This window comes from Allobosea sp. 05T422_2 (assembly GCF_056396265.1).
Genome location: NZ_JBFTLD010000101.1, coordinates 1 through 21,007 on the forward strand (window position 1 = coordinate 1; position 21,007 = coordinate 21,007).

Sequence of the window (21,007 nt, forward strand, 5' to 3'; positions counted from 1 at the left end):
GACCCTGGAACGCTCGGACCCTGGAACGCTCGAAGACCGTGGACGAGGAAATCTCCGCCAAGGTCGTCGACTTCCTCGAGCGCAATGACCCAAGGCGGACCAACAAGCCGTTCTTCGCCTGGTACAACCCGGCCCGCATGCACATCACGACCATGCTGTCGCCGAAATACGAGGCCATGATCGGCGAGCCCGGCGGCAAKGACTGGGGCCTCAACGAGGCCGGCATGAAGCAGCTGGATGACAATATCGGCGTCGTGCTCAAGAAATTGCAAGACATGGGCCAGCTCGACAACACGATCGTCGTTTTCACCACCGACAACGGCGCCGAGACGATCACCTTCCCGGACGGCGGCACCACGCCCTTCAAGGGCGGCAAGCTGAGCACCTGGGAAGGCGGCATGCGCGCGCCTGCGCTCGTGCGCTGGCCAGCCGGCGGCATCCGGCCGGGCACAATCAAGAATGATATCTTCGCGTCACTCGACTGGCTGCCGACCCTCGTCAACCTCGCGGGCGGAGACAAGGGCGACGCGCTGAACCAGCGCATCATGGCCGGCAGCTATCCCGGCATCGTCAAGACCAAGCTCGATGGCGTCGACCAGGTCGAATACCTGCTCGGACGGTCGGAAAAGTCGGCACGCGATACGTTCTTCTACTATTCCGGAAAGGACCCCTCGGCGGTACGCTACAAGAACTGGAAGATCTATTTCGCGATGGTCTCAGATTCGCCGGCCGGCTTCATCTCCGGGGTATTGCCCTTCCACTGGGCCCAGGTCGTCAATATCAAGCGTGATCCCTTCGAGACCGCGATCGGCTCGCAATACAAGACGCTCCTGGGTATGGGCGGTTCGATCGGCTCCCCTTCCACCGCCTATATCTACGATTGGAACATGCTGCCGATCGGCCAGGCACTGTGGATGAAGGAGCTTCTCTCCTACAAGGACTTCCCGCCGATGCAGGACCCGGCGAGCTACAACCTCGATCAGGTCATGGACCAGATCAAGAACTCGAAAGGCCGGTCCGACTGAGCGCTGGCGAAAGCAACCAGGCAGGCGTCCTGCTCGGGGGCGCCTGCTCCCTTCCATCAGGCTGGCGAGCACCAGAACCTCTTTCAAGGGAGGACGTCATGAAGACCTATGTCATGACCGGCATCGCGTTATCGATCGGATTGATTTTGTCAGGCTGCCAGAGCTCGCAATCACGAGCGCAGCAACTCGCCGCGATCTGCGCCGATCCCAACAACCGGGCGCCCAAGTCCGGCTATTGGCGTGAATGCCAGACGCTCTATCCGTCAAGCACGCGGCAATTGCAGAAGGATTATCTGCTCGGCGCTGCGGCCGGAAACTGAGGCTCGTCCTGGGCCGGATCTTCCGATCCGGCCCAAGCCTTTCCGGCTGAACCTTCCCTCGTCACACCTGGGTCCCGGTGCGAGTCCGCGAAGCCCCGTTGAAAGGGCCTCGAGTCCATTCGACCCCGCATTCCCCAAACTATCCGGAGGACGTCATGCCATCCTACGCCTTCACTGCCCTTGCGCTCTCCGCCGGGCTCGCCCTGGCCGGTTGCCAGTCCACCTCCCAGACCGTGCAGCACAAGGAGGATCTGCTCTCGGCCGCCGGCTTCACCCCGCAGCCCGCAAACACGGCGGAGCGCGTCGCGGCGATGAAGAAGCTGCCGCCCAACAAATTCGTCCAGCAGGTCAAGAATTCGCAGATCATCTACGTCTACGCCGATCCGATCGTCTGCCAATGCGTCTATTTCGGCAACCAGGCGGCKTACGCCCAGTTCCGCCAGATGGTCTTCGCGCAGAAATTGGCCAACGAGCAGCAGATGACGGCAGTGATGAACCAGAACGCCTTCGATTTCGGCCCCTGGGGTGGACCGGGACCATTCATGTACTAAGTTCTGTTTCTCGCCGGCATTGAAGGGAGGCAAGGATGAAGCTGATCGGTTCTTCCGCCGACATCGACCGACGCATGTTGCTCAACGGCCTGGCGGCTCTGCCGGCTCTCACCATTCCCTTAAGTTTCACAGTCAGTTCGGCCTCCGCCCAAACGGACCCGTTGCCGTCCTGGAACCAGGGCCCGACCAAGGCATCGATCACCGATTTCGTCTCGCGGGTCACGGCGCAGGGCGGTCCCGACTTCGTCGCACCCGCCGAGCGTATCGCGGTGTTCGACAATGACGGCACGTTGTGGGTGGAGCAGCCGATGTATGTCCAGCTCGCCTTCGTGCTCGACCGGGTCAAGGCGCTGGCGCCGCAGAACCCCGGCTGGAAGGCGAAACAGCCGTTCAAGGCGGTCCTCGGTGGCGACATGCGGGCATTGTTGGCATCCGGCGAACAGGGGCTGATGCAGCTCATCGGCGCCACCCATGCCGGCATGACCTCGGAGGCGTTTGCGAAGATCACCACGGACTGGCTGGCGACGGCGCGCCACCCGCGCTTCAAGCGCCCCTATACCGAGCTGGTCTACCAGCCGATGCTGGAATTGCTCGCCCATCTCCGCGCCAATGGCTTCAAGACCTATATCGTGTCGGGAGGCGGTGTGGAGTTCATGCGTCCGTGGACAGACAGGGTCTACGGCATTCCCCCCGAGCAGGTCATCGGCTCCTCGATCAAGACTCGCTTCGAGATGCGCGATGGCAGCCCGGAGATCTTTCGCCTGCCGCAGATCAACTTCATCGACGACACGGTCGGCAAGCCCGTGGGTATCAACCAGCATATCGGCCGCCGGCCAATTGCGGCGTTCGGGAACTCCGACGGGGATCTCGAAATGCTGCAATGGACCACGCTGTCGGGCGGGCCGCGCTTCGGCCTGATCGTCCACCACACCGATGCGGAGCGCGAATACGCCTATGACCGCAATTCCCATTTCGGCAAACTCGACAAGGCGCTTGACGCCGCGGCCGTGAACAAATGGACGGTGGTCGACATGAAGCGGGACTGGAGGAAGATCTTTCCGTTCGCGGAGTGAGGACGGCATTCGGCGGCCGCGCAGGGCAGGGAGCATGTCCCGAGGCGCCAAACGGGTGCAGGGTTTCCGTCTGGCTGCGCGCAATGTGAAAGGGGACATCTCATTCATTCTGACACGCCGTGAAAGCGCATTGCGCCGAGCGATCTGGGCTTTTTGCACGCGCGCCGGCGGAAGGCGTGCACACCCACAAGGGAGGCTCCAAATGCTCACGAAACACTTCACTTGCGTCATTTTTCTGCTTGCTGGGCTTGGATCGGTGCGGGGTGAGGCTCAGACGCAAGGCACCGAGCCTCGGCCGAACATCCCCCTGCAAAAGACGATCGGTGTAGCCACACCCACGGGGCCAGTTCCCTCGCTCGCCGTCATCAACTCGACAGGCGCAAAGCTGGAGGGAAACACCCTGACTTTGACGGGTGTTTCGGCGAATTCGATCGTTTTCGCTGATCGCCCCGTGCGCGCCGCCGGCCATGTCGCCACCAGGCAGTTCATCATGCAGTGGGACGAAGGAAAGGACAATTTCGCCAAGGATCCTCCGAACGCCACCATATCGGTCCTGGGCGGGGATGGTTCGAAGGTCAGTGACGCTGTGGTGACGTTGCGATCGCCGAAACTCGATGCGGGCAACCTGACCTTTGAGGTCTCAATCCTCGAGGGGAGCCTCACCGGGGCGAGCGGGCCGGCGGCGTTGTTCATCGACCGCTTCGGAGGCTTCGGCGGCGGCGGGTTCGGCGGCCGCCTCGGAGGCGGCGATTTTGGCGGGCGCGACTTGGGTGGCTTCGGCGGAGGCGATCGGTTTGGCGGCGATGCGCGACTGGGCGATGCGCGATTGGGTGACGATCGCGTCGGCTATGACCGCTGGGGCGCCTATGATCGAGCCCGGGTTGGCGGCGCCTACTGGCATGCGCCGGTCTACAATGGCGCCTGGTATGCCAGCGGGGCGGCCTTGGGCGCAGCCGCCGGAATCGCCGCGACGCGGCCCTATGGCTATGGCTACGGCTATGGTCAGTGCGGGTACTATCCCTATCCAGCCTGCTACTAGATCCCCCGTGATGCGCCGGGCCGGTGGGACAACCGCAAACTGCTCGGGGTCGTTCCCTTCGCGTCGAGGCGGTCCTCTGCGTGGATCGACCCGGGATGTCCTTGGATGCCGGCAAGGCAGGTGCGGGTCGCATCCAGCAGCCACGCTGCGTAGCAAGCTCTCACTTTGCCGCACGTGGACAGGAGAGACACGCTGGAGAGGCCCGCTCCGTCGAAGTCTCGTCTCCGCGTCTGATGTTTCATTCGGCCAATACAGAGGGCTAGAAAATGAGCGGCTCATTGAGAATTCTGGCGCTTGTGCTTGGCGCAGTCGTCGCTGGAGCATTTGGTGATGCCTCGGTCGCGCAGGAGCAGCATTTCCATCCCAAGGGGAACATGCCTTCGCGATTCACGATCGAAGCGCAGGAACAGCAGCGGCGGATATTGCCCCTTGCCGACAAGCAGGACTTCCAGGAAGCGAAGCGCGGCTTCATCGCCTCGCCGCCCTATCGCAAGATTATGAATGACAAGGGCGACGTGGCCTGGAACATTGATAACTGGAACTTCCTCCTGAACGGGAAGGACTTTGACAGCATCCATCCGTCACTGCAGCGCCAGGCCTTGCTCAACATGGAGTATGGCCTGTTTGAAGTTGTGCCTGGCATCTATCAGGTCCGTGGCTTCGACCTCGCCAACGTCTCCTTCATCCGAGGGAATACGGGCTGGATCGTGATCGACCCCCTGACGGTCAAGGAAACGTCACGGGCCGCGCTGAAATTCATCAACGAGAGGCTCGGCGAACGCCCTGTCGTGGCGGTGATCATCTCCCATTCCCACGGTGACCATTTCGGCGGGATCCGCGGTGTCGTGGACGATGCCGCTCTGGCCGCAGGGAAGGTCCAGATCCTTGCGCCCAAGGGCTTCATCAACGAGGCCATCTCCGAGAATCTCTACGCCGGCAACGCGATGACCCGCCGCAAGAGCTATACCTACGGCGACGTCCTGTCCCAGAGCCCCTACGGCCATGTGGATTCATCGATCGGCAAGGGTGTCGCCAGCGGGGATGTTGGCATCCTGCCCCCGACCCGGAGCATTGAGTTGCCCATCGAGGAACTGACCATCGACGGCGTGCGGATGGTCTTTCAGAACACACCCGGCACGGAAGCGCCGGCGGAGATGAACACCTGGTTTCCGGACCTCAAGGCATTCTGGGCCGCCGAGAACATCGTCGCCGGACAGCACAATGTCCTCACCTTGCGGGGCGCGCCGGTGCGCGATGCGCTCGCGTGGTCGCAATATATCAACGACGCGCTGTACCGGTTTGGCGATCAGGCGGAGGTGATGTTCGCATCGCATAGCTGGCCGCGATGGGGAAAGGCGCGGATTGGCGAGGTGATGCGCGGGCAACGCGACATGTATGCAAACCTGAACAACCAGGTCCTGCATCTGGCGAATTCCGGGGTGACGATCAACCAGATCCACAATGTCTATGAGCCGCCCAAAAGCCTGCTGCAGCAATGGTACGACCGCGGCTATCACGGCTCCTACCTGCATAACAGCCGAGCCGTGATCCAGCGTTACCTTGGATTCTGGGATCTGAACCCGGCAACACTCGTCCCGCTGTCGCCGGAAGACTCCGCGCCGCTTTACGTGGAGATGATGGGCGGCGCCTCAAAGGTGATGGCGAAGGGCCGCGAGCTCTACGACCAGGGCAAATACCGCCACGCAACCGAGATTATCAACAAGCTGGTCTACGCGGAACCGGGCAACCAGGACGCAAAGAACCTCCTCGCCGACACGTTCGAGCAGATGGGCTACCAGTTCGAGAGCCCGAGCCTGCGGAACAGCTTCCTGTCCGGCGCCAAGGAACTGCGCGATGGCGTCATCGCGGTGAAGGCGGCAAAGGCGGGCAGCCCCGACTTCGTACGCGGCACCACCACCGAGCTGTTCCTGAATTACCTCGGGGTCCAGATGGACAGCCGCAAGGCCGACGGCATGAAGTTCAAGATCAATATCTCGACGCCGGACAATGGCGAGCGGTTTGTGGTCGAGATGAGCAATGCGACGCTGACGACGATCGCCGGCTATCAGGCCGCGGATGCAGATCTGACGATCACGATCGACCGCCGCGAGCTGGAGGACGTGATGATCGGCACGGCGAAGCTGGCCGACAAGGTCTCGGCCGGAAGGGCCAGGATGGCAGGAAATCCCGCCGTGCTCGCGCAGCTCGGTTCGACAATGGTCAAGTTCGACAATTGGTTCGAAGTCCTGCCGGGCACGAAGAAGGAGACCGGAACTTCGCCAAGGCCCGAAATCCTGCAGGACGACGCGACCTATTACGAGGGGCCCTGACTAAACCAAGGAAGGGCTCAGTCATCCCGGAGCGCGAAAGCTCCTCGGTTTTCTTTTCGGACCTCTATTGCGGCGAGCCTTGTTGCTTGCGGCTGCGCCAAAGCCAGACGAGGAGCACGATCGCGCCGATGGCTGCCAGGACGAGCGGGAGCACCCTTATCCCAACATGACCCCATCGCGGGATGTAGGTCGCGATCCCGGACATATGCGTGCCGAAATAGAAGGCGCCGGCACCCCAGACGGCAACCCACAGCGCGCCGCCGAGCGCGTTGAAAAGCAGGAAGCGCCGCCAATCCATTCCGGTCGTRCCGGCGGCGATGCCATTGAGCTGCCGAAGGATGTTGACGAACCGCGCCGCGGCCACCGTCGCTGGACCATAACGTGCAAAGACCGCTTCGACGTGATTGAAGCGCTCAGGTGTCAATCCGATCCGCGATCCATGCTTGAGGATGACGGCTCGGCCGAAGGTCCGGCCGATCAGGTAGCCGACATTGTCGCCGAGGACAGCTCCCACCCAGGCGTTGAAGAGGACGGCGGACAAGGACAGCTCGCCGCGGGACGCGAGTACGCCGGCGAAGATCAGCGCGGATTCTCCCGGCAAAGGTGCCCCGAGCGACTCCAGAAACAGGATCACGAAGATGGCGACAGCGCCATATTCGTGAATATAGGGCTCGACGGCCGAAAACAGATGTTCCATTCCGCGCGTCGCCTCGCTGGATCATCGGAGCCGATATCGTATCCTGCCCGAAGACAGATCGGCACATCTGCGGTGATTATGGGCGGAGCGCCCGGCCTGTAAATCGACTGGTCGCGGCGGAAGGCTCCACGGTCGACCGGCGCGAAACCCTCCCATGGATCGTCGGTCGTCAGGCTGCCCGGAGCAGATGATTGCCTGGCCGGTCGCCGGGCCAGGACTGTTCGCAGTCCGGTCGCGGGGCCCTCTTCATCTTATTGTGGACGTTGAGTCATCGCGCGCAAGGTCTTCGGCGGACTCACGTTTTAGCCTGACCCGCGAGCGTGTGACTTGAGCCGCCGGCTGTCGCGGGCGCAAACCGGGCGGCCGGATCCCGCTCCCCGGCTCGGCGCCGTCTCGCGCTGCTATTTGAACGCCATCGGGGCGACAAAGAGTGCAGCGAGTGCCAGCACGACCCCGATACGCAGCCAGACAGCCCTGACGTGATGTCTCACAAGCATGCGACGCTCCCTCAGACACAACGACGGAACTCACGTAGCGAACCCGTCGCGGACCTGCATTCCGGTGACGGAGCCAGCCAAGCCTCTATCTCATCTTGAACCTGCCCCTGCGCGGCGCAAGCGGCGTTGAGGCTGCCGGGCTCCTGGCCGGGGTCACGACTTCGTCAACGGGCAACGCGGTCCCGCGGCTTGCGCGGGGGGCGACGAACTCTCCCGTCAGGAAACCGCCATCATCCACGAGCACAACGCGGGCATCATCCCGGCATGCGGCGCAGCCTCATCCCAGACTGCGGCGGGCCGCGGTTGGTTCGTTCGCGGATATCGGCCGCGCTGTCCACGGTCGCCRCGATGGGACGATCCGATCTTGGCTAGGACGGCCCGAAAGCGGCCCGAGCGCGGCCACCTTCCAGGCGCTGTCGTCCCACCATCACAGCAAGGGAGACGCGACCATGCCTGAGCTCTCGAACACCCTGATGGACCCATTGCAAAATTCTCTGACTGTCGCAGTCGAGACGAACAGGCTCGCCCTGGACGCCGCCCAGAAGCTTGGCGTGCTGCAGATGAGGATGCTGCGGAGCTGCATGGACCTGGGCTTCGCGCGGCTGAGCGCAGCCGCCGAGATCAAGGACGCGGATGGCCTCATGGCGTTCCAGGCCGGCCAGATCGAGGCCGCGATGAGCCTGTCCGAAAAGCTGATCGACGACAGCATGGCGCTCGCCGATCTCGGCGAGGGGATCATGGTGGAATGCGGCAGGCTGACCGAAGACGTCATCGGCCCATCATCGCAGCCGCTGTCCCTGCAGGGCAGAGTCTCGCGCAAGGCTGCGTGAGCAGGGTGCCCGATGCGCGATTTCGCATGCGGTGAGCCAAGGGCCGATTGTCATGAACTGCTCGATCGCGCCGGCTTCGAGCGGCCCGAAGGCTTCTTCTCGAGCCTGCTCTGGAGCGCGTGGCTCGCCTGGCGCAGGGCGTGATCATGTTCCGCCGCCGAAGGCGGCGCCAATCTAGGGCAGGGGTGCCGCCATGCTTCGGAGCCAGGTCTGCAGCGGACAGGTTCCGGCTCCCCGGAGGGCCGCAAGGGGCGGCCCATCGGCTCGCGATGGATCCCGGACCTCATCGCCACGTGCCGTCAGCGCGGCCCAACGATCCTCGTGAGGAAGGACCAGACACTGCTTTCCGCGTTCCGGATCGCCTCGGCCCGTAGATCATGAGCGCGGTTCCGGTAGAATTCCATGAGCTCCGGCGTGACCTGCAGCGGGGCCGCGGCAGGCCCCGCCTTCGTGGTTGCCGCAGTGCCGCAGAGGTCAGAAGGCTGGTGGACCGGCGGCGGGACAGGCTGCAGCCGGGGGATTTCGAGGGGGCAGTCTGTAGCCAGCGGGAGCGCAGGAGCCGAAGCGAGCATGGTAGCCTCCTGGAGTGGCGATGTCGGAGCGTGGTGAGGCGCGATGCTACGCATCCGACTGAAGCTGGCACATCGTCGGAACCAATGAGCCTGCTTGCTGCTCCGCCTGCCGCTGACCTCATCCGGGCGCGCTAGCATGAAACGGTCTGACACCGCATTGGATCTCGCGCCGCGCGTCGGATCCTGAGTGCTGGTGCAGGGTTTCGCCGAAACTGCGAACTTTCATTCCGCGCGCTGGAGCGACAGGAACGAGCGACGGAAGCGATGATTAACCTTGCGTCATATTACTTGGAAGAAAGCACAGGGATCGAGTATTTCGAGTCAATCCGGTTGCGTCATTCTTCAGTGTGGTGCAGCATTTTCCCACTGGCGACAATAACAGCAGGTACTCGCGGCAACTGACGGGCTGGGGATTGCACATGGCTGATCTCGACGGAGCCTCGGCCCAGGCGTTATCCGACACAATCGGTAGAATCTATGATTGTGCGCTCGACCCCCAACATTGGCCCGACACCTGCCGAAGCATTGCCGCCCTCTGCGAAAGCACGGCAGGTGGAATCTGCGTCCACGATCTCCGGCAGGTGCTGAACGACCAGCTCTTCGTCTTCGGGTATCCGCCGGAGTTCCTGGTGCAGCTCGGAACGCATTATGCGAAAAGTCCTATGGCCGCTGCCGATGTCGTCGCGAATCTCGGCGATGTCAGCGCGCTCTCGATGAATCACTCCGAACTGGTCGAGAGCAGGTTCTTCAGCGATGTGCTGAAGCCCTTCGGCGTGCAGGACATCATCTGGTTTCCGGCCCTGCGGACCGGTGGCCGCATGGCCTMGCTGCACGCCTCTCGCGGCGAAAAGATCGAGTATTATCAGAAGTTTGATATCGACCTCTTCAAGCTGCTCGCGCCGCATGTCTGCCGCGCGCTCGCCATCTCCGATGCGCTGGATATCAGGGTGCTGAAATCGGAGATGCTGGAACGGACGCTCGATGCGCTTGCTGCAGGTGTTTACCTCACCGCCCGCGATGGCCGCGTCGTCTATATGAATGCGGCCGCCGAGCGCCAGGTCAGAACCGGTGGCTCGATCCGGCTCGTGAACAACCGGCTTTCCCCCACGGATCCGGCGGCGCGCGCCAGCCTCTCGCGGGCCCTCGACCAGGCCGGGCGCGACGACATCGCGATTGACACGAACACGCATTCGCTGGCCCTGCCGGATGCCGGGGGCACCGGCTATGTCGCAACCTTCCTTCCAGTCGCGTCCGGGCAGCGCCGCAGCACGGTTGCCCCCTTTGCCGCATCCTGCGCCGTGTTCATGCAGGACCCTGCCCAGGCGCCGCTGATGCCGGGCGAGGCCTTTGCCAGGCTGCATGGGCTCACCGGTGGCGAACTGCGCGTGCTGCTGGCGCTGGCCGAGGGATTGGGCGGCAAGGAAGCGGCCGATATGTTGGGCATAAGCGAGCCGACCCTTCGCACCCATCTGCAGCATATCTTCGCCAAGACCGGCACCTCCCGACAGGGCAAGCTCCTGCAGTTGCTGCACAACTCGACGCCGCCGGTTCGTGCCTCGCAGGGGCCTGCTCTAAGAGCCTGAACACGTTCGGGCGGGCTTGTACGCCTCCTCGGCCCGCACTTCGGTGCGGGGACAGGAATATGAGCCCAATCCGCTCTCGGCCATGATCCGGTCGCTGGCCTCATCGGTTTCGATGATGCGGATGCGAAGCGTTTGCCTAGCATTGTGCATCGGTCCGAAACCGGGCCGGAGTTGGCAGCCTCCCACAGCTTCGGATGGTTGCTCCCTGCACGCAGKACGAGGAGAGACGTGATGGCTGCTTCGAGAGCCGCTGGCCCGATCACCGGAATTTGCCGTGTCTTTGCCGCATCTGTCCTGGGCGTCCACCTGGTGATGGTGCCGGGTGCAATGGCGCAGGGCGAGCCAGGGTTTGCCCGCGAATGCGCCGCGAAGGAGATCACGACCATCACCCTGATCGAGGATCATGGCGAGGCCGCGATCCTGCCGTCGGAGCGGCTGCATGACGCAGCTGAGACGCAGCTCCGCGCGCGCTCGGTCTGCTATGCCGGTCGCGTCGACGAAGCGCTCGCGCTCTATGACAGCATTCTCGCGCTGGGACCGATCACGACGGCAAAGCGCTAGAACTCCGCTCCTCATCCCGACTGCACCGAACCGGCGTATGGACGCCAACGCCGTAAGCCGAGTTGGGAATTCACGCTCTCGCTCCGCGCGGACGGTGGAGCGCGGCGCACGGACATTCTGTCTGGCCATGACCGTCTTGACCCTCGCCGGCCTTCCCTTGGTTCGCCGGGCCTATCGTGGCGTTGCCATCCGTCCGACGACGGCCAGGGCGAATTCCACGAGGTAGGCGTTGAGCGTCAGCGACGCCGTGCTGGCTGCGGCCACATCCTTGCTGGCGATGCCCTTGAGGATCTGCTGGTGGAGCCGCTTGCCGCGCGCGATCTCCTGCTGCTCGTCGCGCACATGCATGACCCAGAAGCGCCGCGACAGGGACTGCAGCGGCGTCATCAGGGCCGCGAGATAGGGATTATGCGCCGCCTCGATGATCAGCGCGTGAGTCTGCCCGACCGTTTCTGAATAGTCGTGCAGCGTGAATTCGCCATCAAGCACGGCCGCCAACTTTTCAATCGCGGCAATGTCCTTCTGCGTTGCGCGCGCGCAGGCAAGCTCCACCGCGAGCAGTTCGTTGGCGCGCCGCACCTCCAGGCCGCTGAGCTGATCCTCGATCGAGATGCCGGGGATTTCGATGCCTTTGTTGGGGTGGATCCGCACCATGTAGCTGAGGGCGAGGCGCTGGATCGCCTCCCGCACCGGCGTCCGGCCGAGCCCGGTCAACTCCATCAGATGACGTTCCGAGACCATCGAGCCGGGCTTCAATTCGCCCCGGACGATCAGGCGTTGCAGCACGGCGACGGCTTCTTCCGACTGGTTCATCTCACCCTTCCGCGCCGTGCTGTGTCGCTGCGCAGATCCGCAGCGGCGTTCGATTCCGCCTACCTCATCCGCGCCGGCTTTCCAAACCATTATTCATCCGATATATCGGTCGCATATTATCGATGTTCAATGTCGTCGCCGGAGGAATGATCCTTGAAATACGCCCCCCATCTCGAGCCCAGTCCCTTGCCGTTTTCGCCATTCAAGAGCTGCACGGTGCCGCGGCCGATCGGCTGGCTGTCGAGCGTCAGCGCAGCCGGCGTCGAGAACATCGCGCCCTACAGCCAGTGGCAGAACCTCACCTTCGACCCGCCGATGGTGATGTTCTCAGCGAACCAGTATCCAGACGGTCGCCGCAAGGACACGGTCCTCAATGCCGAGGAGACGGGCTGGTTCGTCTGGAACATGGCGACCTTCGACCTGCGCGAGGCCGTGAACATCAGCGCGATGGCCTTGCCCGCGCATGAGAGCGAATTCGATCGCCTGAACGTCACCCGGGAATACGCCGATAACGCCCGCATTCCGATGGTCAGGGAAAGCCCGGTCAAGTTCGAGTGCAGATATGTCAGCACTCACCGGATCAAAGGCAATTCTCCCGTCGGCTCCATCGATATCGTCTTCGCCCAGGTCGAGAAGATCCATATCGATGACGCCGTCATCTTGCCGAGTGGAAAGCTCGACATCGAGAAGATCAAGCCGATCGCTCGCCTCGGCTATTTTGACTACACGGTGGTCAAGGACATCTTCGAGATGCGGGTTCCGGGCGCGGACGGAGACGCGCGGCAAGGGCTGGAAGGGCGCTCCACCTTGCGCTGACGGTTTCACCGATTTTTGAACCGAAGAACCAAGCAATAAGAGGGGAATTCCATGTCAACGGCCGAGCTATCCCTGGCGGATCGCGCCCCGACTTCACGTCGCATCAAGGATCTGATCGCAGTCAATTTCGGAAATACGCTGGAATGGTTCGATTGGGCGATCTATACGATCTTCGCTCCCTATTTCGCGCTTCAGTTCTTTCCGTCGAACGATAAATCGGCCGCGTTGCTGGCGGCTCTGGCCGTATTCGCGGCCGGTTTCCTGACCAGGCCGCTGGGTGGCCTGATCTTCGGGCTCTACGCCGACCGCGTCGGCCGCAAGCGCAGCCTGACGCTCGCCATGCTGGTGACGGCCGGCGGCAGCGTGGTCATCGCCTGCGCCCCGACTTATGCCTCGGCCGGCCTGTTTGCCTCCGTCGTCCTGCTGGTTGCACGCCTCGCCCAGGGCATCGCCCATGGCGGCGAGATGGGCACATCGGTGACCTATCTCGTCGAGCGCGCACCGTCGCACCGGCGCGCGCTCTATGGCAGCACGTCGTGGATGAGCGTCGTGCTCGGCACGATGATCGCGACCTGCACTGGTCTCCTGCTCAATGCCAATCTCGAACGGGCGGCCCTGGAAAGCTGGGGCTGGCGCATCCCCTTCGCGATGGGGGGGCTGCTCGGGCTCTACGGCCTGTACCTCAGGCGCAAGCTCACGGAAACGGCCAGCTTCGAGAAGAAGCAGAAGCAGGCCGCCAAGACGACGGGCCTAGCCCCGCTTGCACGGAACTGGCGCGGCGTCGCCGTGGTCTTCGGCCTCTCCGCCGGCGGCTCGATCATGTTCTACACCTGGCTGATCTACAGCCCGACCTTCGCCCAGATCAGCCGTGGCCTCGATGCAAAGTCGGCACTGACGGCGAGCCTCATCGCGCAAGCGGTCTTCTTCGCCGCGATCCCGCTGGTCGGCTGGCTCGCCGACCGGTTCGGACGGCGGCCMTTCATCATCCTGTTCGGGCTTGGCTTCATCGCCCTGACCTTCACCCTGGACGGCATGATCACCAACCAGTTCAGCGGACTGCTCTCGGCGATGATCGCGGCGCTGCTGATCCTGGCCTGCCTGTTCGGGGTGAACACGGCGGTCTGGGCCGAGGTGTTTCCCACCGAGATCCGGGCGACCGGGGTGAGCGGGCCGCTCTCATTGGCGACCGCGATCTTCGGCGGCACCGCGCCCTATGTGAACACCTATCTCGCCCAGCAGGGCCAGCATTCGCTGTTCCTCGTCTATCTCATGGTCGTGTCCGCGATCACCTTGCTGACCGGCTTCCTGATCCCGGAAACCCGGCATCTCGATCTGGACCGGCCGGACACCGGACGCCTGGCCAACAGCCCGCGAGAATGATTCCGGGGATATCGGCCCTGGCCGGAAGCTCAAGGTGAACAAGAGGAGGGCCGCCGATCGCGCGGCCCTCTGCACCGTCTCCGACCAAGCCATCCCGGCCTCCGACAGGCTGTTGCTCACTCCCAACTCAGGAGGCGGGGGCAGGGCGGCCCGACCGAAAGCCCGGCGCCGCCCGGCTTGGTGATGCCCGCCTTGGCCCGCTGCTCAGGCCGACAGCGTCAACGGAGCCAGCCGCCTGATGAAGTCGGCCTGCGAGCGGCTGCCGGTTTTCGCGAGCACTGCCTTGACCTGGCCGCGAACCGTCTCCCGGCCGACCCCGCGCGACAGTGCGAGCTGCTCGACCGTGCTGCCCTCCAGGAGCCCGCCGGCGATGGCTGCCTCCRCCCGGGTCAGATCGTAGAGCTCACACAGCAGCGAGGCTTCGATCCGCAGGCTTCGGGCCGTTGTCGTGATGACGAGCAGGGCCTGGGCGCGCGAGAAGATATCCCGCGCCTGGCGGCGAACCGGCAGCACATGGACGATGAACGCGGGGCGATCCCCCCGGCAGGGCACCGGGATCGAGCGGGTATCGCCAACCCGGTCCTGCCCGAGATCGGCCAGCGCCTTTTGCAGCAGCGCGTTCGCACGGGGATCCTCAAGCGCGATCTTGTCCCTTGCCCTGACGACGATCTGCCCGATCAGCGCCTCGAAGCCCGGATTGGCCGCGCAGAGCGCGCCGCCGGTGCCGACCAGGGCAGCCGGAGAACCGGCCTTCTCGAAGGAATCGAGGCTGACCTGAGCGCGTTGCATCTGCAGCTTCGAGGCCAGAACCGCGGCCCGCGCGAGGTGCGGGCGGACGCTGTCGAGYAGTTCTGTCTCGCGACGGGAGACCGGACCCAGCTCGAATTTGCGCTCCAGTGTGAAGACGATGGTCTCGCCCGAGGACGAACGCACATTCGTTGCCGTGCCCCAGCCATAGCCCTCGGGCCGCAGGAAATCGCGGTAGAGCGCGGTCTCGGCCAGCTCGTCTTCTGTGAAGAGGTCGTGATCGGTCACGAACCCGGTCCCGCCATGCGCCAGAAGACCGGCCATGCGGGCGTTCCGGTCCATCCAGCCCTGATCCAGGAAGCGCTGGAAGACCGGCGAAAACTCCCTCGACGCGACCCAGTTCGTGCCCTGTCGGGAATGCACGAAGAGTAGCCCCCCGGTACAGCCGGCGATCTCCGCCAACCGCGCGATCGCCGTCGGCCAGACCTCCGGAACGGCGGCGGCCTCGTAGAGCATGGCGACCGCATCCCCAAATTCGTTCGCATCCAGCATCGCCGCCCATCCCCCCGTCAACGAGAGTGTAACAGTGYGGGCCATTCCTCAATCGTCTTGGCCGAGACCTGTTGTGGACGCAGATGATGGTCAGACAGATCGCGGCCCGACAGGACGAAACCTTGGCAGGGAAGACCCATAATTTGGTCGCGAGAGCGGTTCTCACCTTATTGTGGACGTTGAGATATCGCGCGTAAGGGACTCTGCTGATTCAGGTATTCGCATGGCCGCCGGACATGCCTGCAGGTTCGCGGGCAGAACGCTTGCGGCTGACCTTGCGAGGCTGGTGGGCAAGCGCTGTCGGCACTTGGCCGAGAATAGCAATTTATTGGCGTGAAGGCGCAAATTGCAGCGCGAAGCGCTGTGTTAGCGCAGCTTCGACAATGAAAATTTACGCTGCGGTCTGTCCGATTTCGCCTGCGCGGATGATCGCGTCCTCAGCCCAAACGATGGACGCGACGATGTTCAACGAGTTTTCCCGTCGGTCGAAGGCGACCAAGATTGCTGGCCGGCTGGAAGCCTTCATCAGCATGCTCCACTCCGCCGCTGAAATCAGCGCCGCGTCTGGTCATGGCGATGCCCGCCGCATGTTCGACAACACGCTGGCATTCTACGCCGCTGTCTGGGCCGCGGCGGATGCCTTTGGGCAATTGCTTCGCGCATCGCCCCAAGAGACTGCGGAAGCCGTGCGGCTGCATATTGGGCGCGTCGCCGATGCCGGCGAGACGTTCGAGCTGATGAAGATGGCCTTCTCGCTGCCGGAGCTTGCCCCGGTTGTTCAGGCCACTGGCTTTGCGATATTCACGAGCCCTTCCGCCMCGGTTGGCGGTATGGTTTCGCATCGGCTGATCCCGCTCGCCGAGCTGATCGCCAATTTCAAGGGGCGCCCTCGTCTCTCCAGTTGATCCGGTGCCCGGGAACGACGGCACGGCAGGAGGGATCGGAACCTCGGCACCAGGCTGTTCATTCTCGGGGCCACGGCACCGGTGGCGGAACGGGAACTCGATGGCTCGCGGGAACCGCTCCAGCGCGCGCAATCCACTCGGGGGCCAAAGGCGCAGGCGCTACCGCAAGTCGTCTCGCGGTGACGTCCACTAGCCTGCTGGCAGGTGCTGGCAGTATTCGAGGAGAGCGACCGTGAGCACCCCGAGTGTCGCAGACATCACGTAGGACGACTTCAAGACGAGCGGGCCCTTATCGCCCCGAAGCGCGTAGACCACCGCCCCTGCCGCAAGGACGTATGGCACGAGAATGGGCAGGGGCGCGTCGATCAGCCCATAGGCGAACCACAGGAACGGGTAGATCAGGCCAATCAGCAATTGGACGGCCAGCGCGAGCCCTCGCGATCGAATGAGGACGACCAGCCAGGCAGCGGCCAGGATCAAGGCAGGAAGTTCTACCGAGGGATGCATGACGAATCCTGGATGAGCGCGGCGCGAGGCCAGTGCGAACCACGGGGGCTTCATCGTTACAGCAGTGGAACAGGCCCTCACTTTCTCCTCGGTTACTTGGAGTTGTCGAGACTATGGAGCGGCCGGCGGCCATGGCCCGTTCGTTCGTCGATATCGGGCATGCTGCCGCGCGCGCCCACCTATTCGACMCGGGCCCAGCTGCGGTCGGGGTCGTAGCGCAGCAGGCGTTCCGCCATCGCGCTGGTCTTCGGGCCGAGATTTTTCTGCAGTACGACCCCGTTATGTCCACAGATGAAGGTCATGACGCCGGTCTTGCCCCATTCGGCTGGCCAGGCCACGAGGCCGAAGCCAGCGATCATGTTGCCGTTGACGACATAGGAATGCGCGCCGCCGGGTGCCCAGGGTCCTTGTGCCTTGAGGATTCGAAAGCGATAGCCGGCATAGGTCCGGTTTCCGCGATCCAGCAGGGCCTCGCTCAGGGCGCCCTCGAGTGGGCTGACATCGGCCTGCCCGGTTCTCGGCCAGTACAGCCCGTTCTGCGTGCCGGGCGTCGAGATCAGGTTCTGGGCATATGCGCGCACCTGGTCGCCATCATGGTCCGTGCGGAAATACTCGCGCTGGGCGCCGATATAGGCTTGGCAGGCCTCGATGGCGCGCAGTTCGTTCTCGCCGATGGTGCGGTTGAGGATCTCGTCCCGACCGGCCGCGACATCGAACATCCAGGCCTCGCCGCGCCGCACGATCGGGATTGGGAACTCGAATTTTCGCTTCCCTAGCGTCAAGATCCGAGCGGCGTCGCCGCGCGGTGTCAGCGTGACGGATTCCGCCGCAGCTTCGTTGAACCGGTCGAGTCGCTCGCGGTCCAGCGTGGCATCGCCCGTGCTCAGCACGTCGCGGGCCCCCGGCCCGAAGATCCGATCGAGCACGCCAGGCTCGCGCGCCCGCGCCGCCTCGACCAGCGCAGCGGACGCCGCATCGGGTGAGGGGAAGCTCTGCTGGGCTGCGGCAGGGCCCGCCATCATCAGGACAGCGAGCGAGACCGGGACTGAAAACCGAGCGTGATGTGCCATGATCATGTCCCCCAATCAGCGCCGTCCACCGCGACCGCCACCACCGCCCCCGCGGCCACCGCCGCCGCCGATATGTCCACCGCCGCCACGGCCGCCGCCGCCGATGTGAGCGCCGCCGCCGCGACCTCCGCCGCCGATCTGTCCGCCTCCGCCTCCGCCGCCGCGGCCCGCCGGCATGCTGATCTGCCCACGGCTGGCTGCGCCGCGATTGCCATAGGCCGCCGCGCCTCGGCCGGCATCGATGCCGTCAAAGGCGGTCCGGCTTGGTGTCGGGCGAGGTCTCGCGCCCTGCGGCGCCGCTGGTCGCGCCTGTGCCGTCGGAGGCCGTGCCGAGGGCCGCTCGGGGCCCGACGGTCGCGTCGCGGGTCGGCCTGCGTCGGCCTGCGGTCGCCCCTGTCCGGCCCCGCCCTGGGGGCGATCCTGGCCGGGCCGCGCATCGGGACGGGCGGGTTGCTGGGACGGACGCTGGCCGATCATCCCAGCCGCCGCGCCGCCGATCGCGCCTGCCGCCGCACCGCCCAATGCTCCACCGACGCTGCCCGGGCCTCCTGGGCCACCGATGCCGCCAACGCCGCCTGGGCCCCCTGGACCGCCGACGCCACCGATGCCGCCGGACCCTCCGGGACCACCAACGCCGCCAGCCGGCCCGGGGCCGCCAATGCCGCCAACGCCACCCGGGGCGCCTGGCCGGCCAACGCCGCCTGGGCCTCCCGGTCCGCCAACACCGCCTGGGCGGCCTGGGCCGCCGGGGCGGGCGAGGCCGGGCTTGGAGCCCTGCCCGGGCCGATACCGGTCAGGGTCGGGCCGCCACGGCTTGGTGTTGCCGATGTTGTTSCCGCTGCCGATGGTGTTGCCGCCGCCGATATTGATCTCGTTGCCGATATTGATGTTTCCGCGCCCGGGTGCGCCGGGATAGCCGGGCCGGTAGCCGGGATAACCCGGCCAGCGCGGCGGATAGACCGCGCCGGTGCCCCAGTTCCACGGGTTGTTGTACATCACGGCGCCGACGGCGATGGCCGTCCCGAAGGTCAGGAGCGCGCCCGGGACGGCGGAGGCGACCGGCTCGTAGACGACGCCGGGGTCGTAACTCGGAACATAGATCACCTCCGGTTCCGCCGGCTCGATATAGATGACGTTGCTGGATCCCTCGGTCTTCTGGACGACGGTCTGTTGCGGCGTCGACTTCAGGGCTCCACCCTTTGCCGCCTGGGCTCGGAGATCCTGGATGACGGCCGCGACATCCGTCGGCTGGTAGACGAAGGCGTCGCCGAGATCGCTCGTCCAGTCGAGGTTCTCGTTCATCTGCTTGATCAGGTCGGGAAACCGGATCAGCGCCTTGACGCTGGCATCCCAGTTCATGGCGTCGGCTGCCGTGAAGTCGGCCTTCTCGACGGCCGCCTTGTTGCGCTCGATCCAGCGCGCCGCCTGCACGATATCGAGCGGATAGGCCGAGGCCGGCAACAACTGGGCGAGCAGCGGGTCGGKGTAGAGCGCGATCGGCTTCACCAGCGGCTCGATCTCCGCACGGGTGAAGACCGTGTCCGCTGCCTGCGCCGGTGCAGCCTGTGGCGCTGGTGCGGCCTGCTGGGCGAATGCGGCGCCGAGGCCCGGGAGAAAGACGCTGGCCGGAGCCAGCGCCAGCGCCATTGCGGATAGGGCGATCATTCCGTGTCGCATGCCGTCCTCGCGCTCAAATGTCTGCAACCAAGCCGGTCCATCACCATCCGGCCCCTATCTGAAACGACCCACATTCACGATCTGGACGCGCCGATTGGCTGCTGCGTCCGGGTTCTTCCGGTTCTGCAACTGCTCTTCACCGAGACCGACCGAGACAATCCTGGCGGGGGCGATGCCGAATGTGGTGACCAGCGCGTCGCGAACCGCATCGGCCCGCTTCTGGCTCAGCGTCAGGTTGGACTTGCGGTCGCCGACCGCGTCGGTGTGGCCGACGATGAGGAACTTGTATTCCCGCAAGGTCGGGTGGAGCAGGGAGTCGGCAATCACGCCGACCGTGCGGAACGATGCAGGGCGGATCACCGCCGAGCCGGTCCGGAACTGGATCTCGACGGTGAACTGCGAGAGATTGTCCAGTTCCTGCGAGAGCGGCTCGCGCAGCGAGGCATCCGGTCCGCGGTTGGCGGCGACGCTGTCCACGGCCTGGCGGCGGAGCGCGGCGACGTCGATGGATTTCGACTGGTCGAGGACGTTCAGCGTCTCGATCAGCTGCGTATCGTTGAGTCGCTCCTGGGCCTGCACGATTGCGGTTGCGGGGGCGAGGGCGATTGCGGCGGAGAAGACGAGGGCGATGGGCTTCATGGGGTGCGCTGTGCCTTCAGTTCCAACCGGCATCGACGATGACCTGCTTGCAGCCGCTGCTGACGACCTTCGACGCGGTCAGCAGGCACTGCAGCCTGTAGCCGTCATGGGGCTGCACGCCGCTGCAATATTGACCAAGGTCGCGCTCGCAGACCTTAACTGCGGCAGCCTGGGCATTGGCCCGCTTCGCGAGCGACTGGAAGACCTCGGCCGACGCGGCCTTGCAGCCCGCCGATAGCCGCGCCTGGTTCCGATCAAGGCACGTTTTGACGGCGCCGCCGCCAAGCGAAACCTTCGAGCAAAGCTTGTCGATGTCCGAACCACAGGACTTCGCCAGCCGGTCATAGGCTTCGGCAAAAGTAAGCGTCTGGGCCGAAACGGCCAGTGGGATCACCATGGAGGTTAGCAGACAGGCTGCGGCGAGGGCTCTGCGTAGACTCACGATCGTCTCCCTGTTTTCGGTCGGTGTAAGCGCGCCCGAATATGCGATTTCAAAGGAAGCCGGCGATCTTGCTATGGGCAAACGCCAGGAGCGATGAGTTGATCGATCAGGGTGCGCACAAAGACATCTGGGCCGCCGGCACCAGAACATGTCGGCAGCTTGCGGGATTCGTCTTGATGGGACCGGTCGGGACAAGAGGCCAAGCCACTGGTGTCGAAGCTCGGTCTCCAATCTGTGCGCCCGGATGAAGGGAAAAGCAGCCCGGCGCATCGGCCGGGCTGTTTGCAGATCAGAGTGCCCGGCTCAGAACTTGTAGTTCACGCCGACGCGCAGGAGTCCGGCGCCGCCGCCGCCATTGCTGACCGCGGTATAGGTTCCGGC

21 protein-coding genes are annotated in these 21,007 nt (G+C 64.5%); 13 read left to right on the forward strand and 8 right to left on the reverse strand.

Features of this window, described 5'->3' with window-relative positions:
• From AC1DJT_RS18220 to AC1DJT_RS18245, 6 genes are all read left to right on the forward strand, one after another.
• The coding region (locus AC1DJT_RS18220) for a sulfatase-like hydrolase/transferase (protein WP_476834588.1) at positions 1–1,025 on the forward strand (1,025 nt) is incomplete at its 5' end.
• Positions 1,026–1,138: 113 nt separating this feature from the next.
• Entirely contained in the window at positions 1,139–1,345 is a 207-nt protein-coding gene (locus tag AC1DJT_RS18225) for a hypothetical protein (RefSeq protein WP_476834589.1), read from the forward strand.
• Positions 1,346–1,500: 155 nt separating this feature from the next.
• Positions 1,501–1,896, forward strand: coding sequence for a hypothetical protein (locus AC1DJT_RS18230; RefSeq protein ID WP_441493107.1), 396 nt, complete (start codon positions 1,501–1,503; stop codon positions 1,894–1,896).
• Positions 1,897–1,970: 74 nt separating this feature from the next.
• The gene (locus AC1DJT_RS18235; RefSeq protein ID WP_476770410.1) at positions 1,971–2,969 is read left to right on the forward strand and encodes an HAD family hydrolase; all 999 of its coding nucleotides are present in this window, start codon (positions 1,971–1,973) and stop codon (positions 2,967–2,969) included.
• A gap of 202 nt (positions 2,970–3,171) precedes the next feature.
• Positions 3,172–4,008 carry a hypothetical protein gene (locus tag AC1DJT_RS18240; RefSeq protein WP_441493106.1) on the forward strand — a complete coding sequence of 279 codons (837 nt, stop codon included), beginning with the start codon at positions 3,172–3,174 and terminating at the stop codon, positions 4,006–4,008.
• Positions 4,009–4,274: 266 nt separating this feature from the next.
• Complete coding sequence (locus AC1DJT_RS18245) at positions 4,275–6,338, forward strand: alkyl/aryl-sulfatase (RefSeq protein WP_476834590.1); 2,064 nt, start codon at positions 4,275–4,277, stop codon at positions 6,336–6,338.
• 64 nt (positions 6,339–6,402) lie between these two features.
• On the opposite strand, the gene AC1DJT_RS18250 is transcribed toward AC1DJT_RS18245, so the two are convergent.
• Positions 6,403–7,035 (reverse strand): DedA family protein, encoded by a 633-nt coding sequence (locus AC1DJT_RS18250; protein WP_476770304.1) that lies wholly within the window; start codon positions 7,033–7,035, stop codon positions 6,403–6,405.
• Between the two features lie 946 nt (positions 7,036–7,981).
• Between AC1DJT_RS18250 and AC1DJT_RS18255 the strand changes: the two genes are divergently transcribed.
• The 4 genes from AC1DJT_RS18255 (at position 7,982) to AC1DJT_RS18270 (ending at position 11,078) form a co-directional block, all read left to right on the forward strand.
• Entirely contained in the window at positions 7,982–8,362 is a 381-nt protein-coding gene (locus AC1DJT_RS18255) for a phasin family protein (protein WP_441493103.1), read from the forward strand.
• 12 nt (positions 8,363–8,374) lie between these two features.
• Positions 8,375–8,506, forward strand: a complete 132-nt coding sequence (locus AC1DJT_RS18260) for a hypothetical protein (protein WP_441493102.1) — start codon at positions 8,375–8,377, stop codon at positions 8,504–8,506.
• Between the two features lie 847 nt (positions 8,507–9,353).
• A complete protein-coding gene (locus AC1DJT_RS18265) occupies positions 9,354–10,517 on the forward strand; it encodes a helix-turn-helix transcriptional regulator (protein ID WP_476834591.1) in 1,164 nt (387 codons plus the stop codon).
• Positions 10,518–10,748: 231 nt separating this feature from the next.
• A complete protein-coding gene (locus AC1DJT_RS18270) occupies positions 10,749–11,078 on the forward strand; it encodes a hypothetical protein (RefSeq protein WP_441508689.1) in 330 nt (109 codons plus the stop codon).
• 171 nt (positions 11,079–11,249) lie between these two features.
• Here AC1DJT_RS18270 and AC1DJT_RS18275 read toward each other — a convergent pair whose 3' ends face one another.
• A complete protein-coding gene (locus AC1DJT_RS18275) occupies positions 11,250–11,891 on the reverse strand; it encodes a GntR family transcriptional regulator (RefSeq protein ID WP_441508688.1) in 642 nt (213 codons plus the stop codon).
• A 153-nt stretch (positions 11,892–12,044) separates the two neighbouring features.
• Between AC1DJT_RS18275 and AC1DJT_RS18280 the strand changes: the two genes are divergently transcribed.
• Both AC1DJT_RS18280 and AC1DJT_RS18285 read left to right on the forward strand, forming a co-directional pair.
• A complete protein-coding gene (locus AC1DJT_RS18280; protein WP_441508687.1) occupies positions 12,045–12,707 on the forward strand; it encodes a flavin reductase family protein in 663 nt (220 codons plus the stop codon).
• Between the two features lie 51 nt (positions 12,708–12,758).
• Positions 12,759–14,087 carry an MFS transporter gene (locus tag AC1DJT_RS18285; RefSeq protein WP_441508686.1) on the forward strand — a complete coding sequence of 443 codons (1,329 nt, stop codon included), beginning with the start codon at positions 12,759–12,761 and terminating at the stop codon, positions 14,085–14,087.
• A gap of 204 nt (positions 14,088–14,291) precedes the next feature.
• On the opposite strand, the gene AC1DJT_RS18290 is transcribed toward AC1DJT_RS18285, so the two are convergent.
• Positions 14,292–15,386 carry a helix-turn-helix transcriptional regulator gene (locus tag AC1DJT_RS18290; RefSeq protein WP_476834592.1) on the reverse strand — a complete coding sequence of 365 codons (1,095 nt, stop codon included), beginning with the start codon at positions 15,384–15,386 and terminating at the stop codon, positions 14,292–14,294.
• A 263-nt stretch (positions 15,387–15,649) separates the two neighbouring features.
• Between AC1DJT_RS18290 and AC1DJT_RS18295 the strand changes: the two genes are divergently transcribed.
• Entirely contained in the window at positions 15,650–16,291 is a 642-nt protein-coding gene (locus AC1DJT_RS18295) for a hypothetical protein (protein ID WP_476834593.1), read from the forward strand.
• A 189-nt stretch (positions 16,292–16,480) separates the two neighbouring features.
• On the opposite strand, the gene AC1DJT_RS18300 is transcribed toward AC1DJT_RS18295, so the two are convergent.
• The 5 genes from AC1DJT_RS18300 to AC1DJT_RS18320 all read right to left on the reverse strand — a co-directional run bounded on the left by AC1DJT_RS18300 (position 16,481) and on the right by AC1DJT_RS18320 (position 20,626).
• Positions 16,481–16,798 carry a hypothetical protein gene (locus AC1DJT_RS18300; RefSeq protein WP_476834594.1) on the reverse strand — a complete coding sequence of 106 codons (318 nt, stop codon included), beginning with the start codon at positions 16,796–16,798 and terminating at the stop codon, positions 16,481–16,483.
• Positions 16,799–16,977: 179 nt separating this feature from the next.
• Positions 16,978–17,868, reverse strand: a complete 891-nt coding sequence (locus AC1DJT_RS18305; protein ID WP_476770306.1) for a DUF2950 domain-containing protein — start codon at positions 17,866–17,868, stop codon at positions 16,978–16,980.
• A gap of 15 nt (positions 17,869–17,883) precedes the next feature.
• Entirely contained in the window at positions 17,884–19,533 is a 1,650-nt protein-coding gene (locus tag AC1DJT_RS18310; RefSeq protein WP_476834595.1) for a DUF3300 domain-containing protein, read from the reverse strand.
• 66 nt (positions 19,534–19,599) lie between these two features.
• A complete protein-coding gene (locus AC1DJT_RS18315) occupies positions 19,600–20,184 on the reverse strand; it encodes an OmpA family protein (protein ID WP_441508680.1) in 585 nt (194 codons plus the stop codon).
• Positions 20,185–20,200: 16 nt separating this feature from the next.
• Entirely contained in the window at positions 20,201–20,626 is a 426-nt protein-coding gene (locus tag AC1DJT_RS18320) for a hypothetical protein (protein WP_441508679.1), read from the reverse strand.
• Positions 20,627–21,007: the final 381 nt, after the last annotated feature.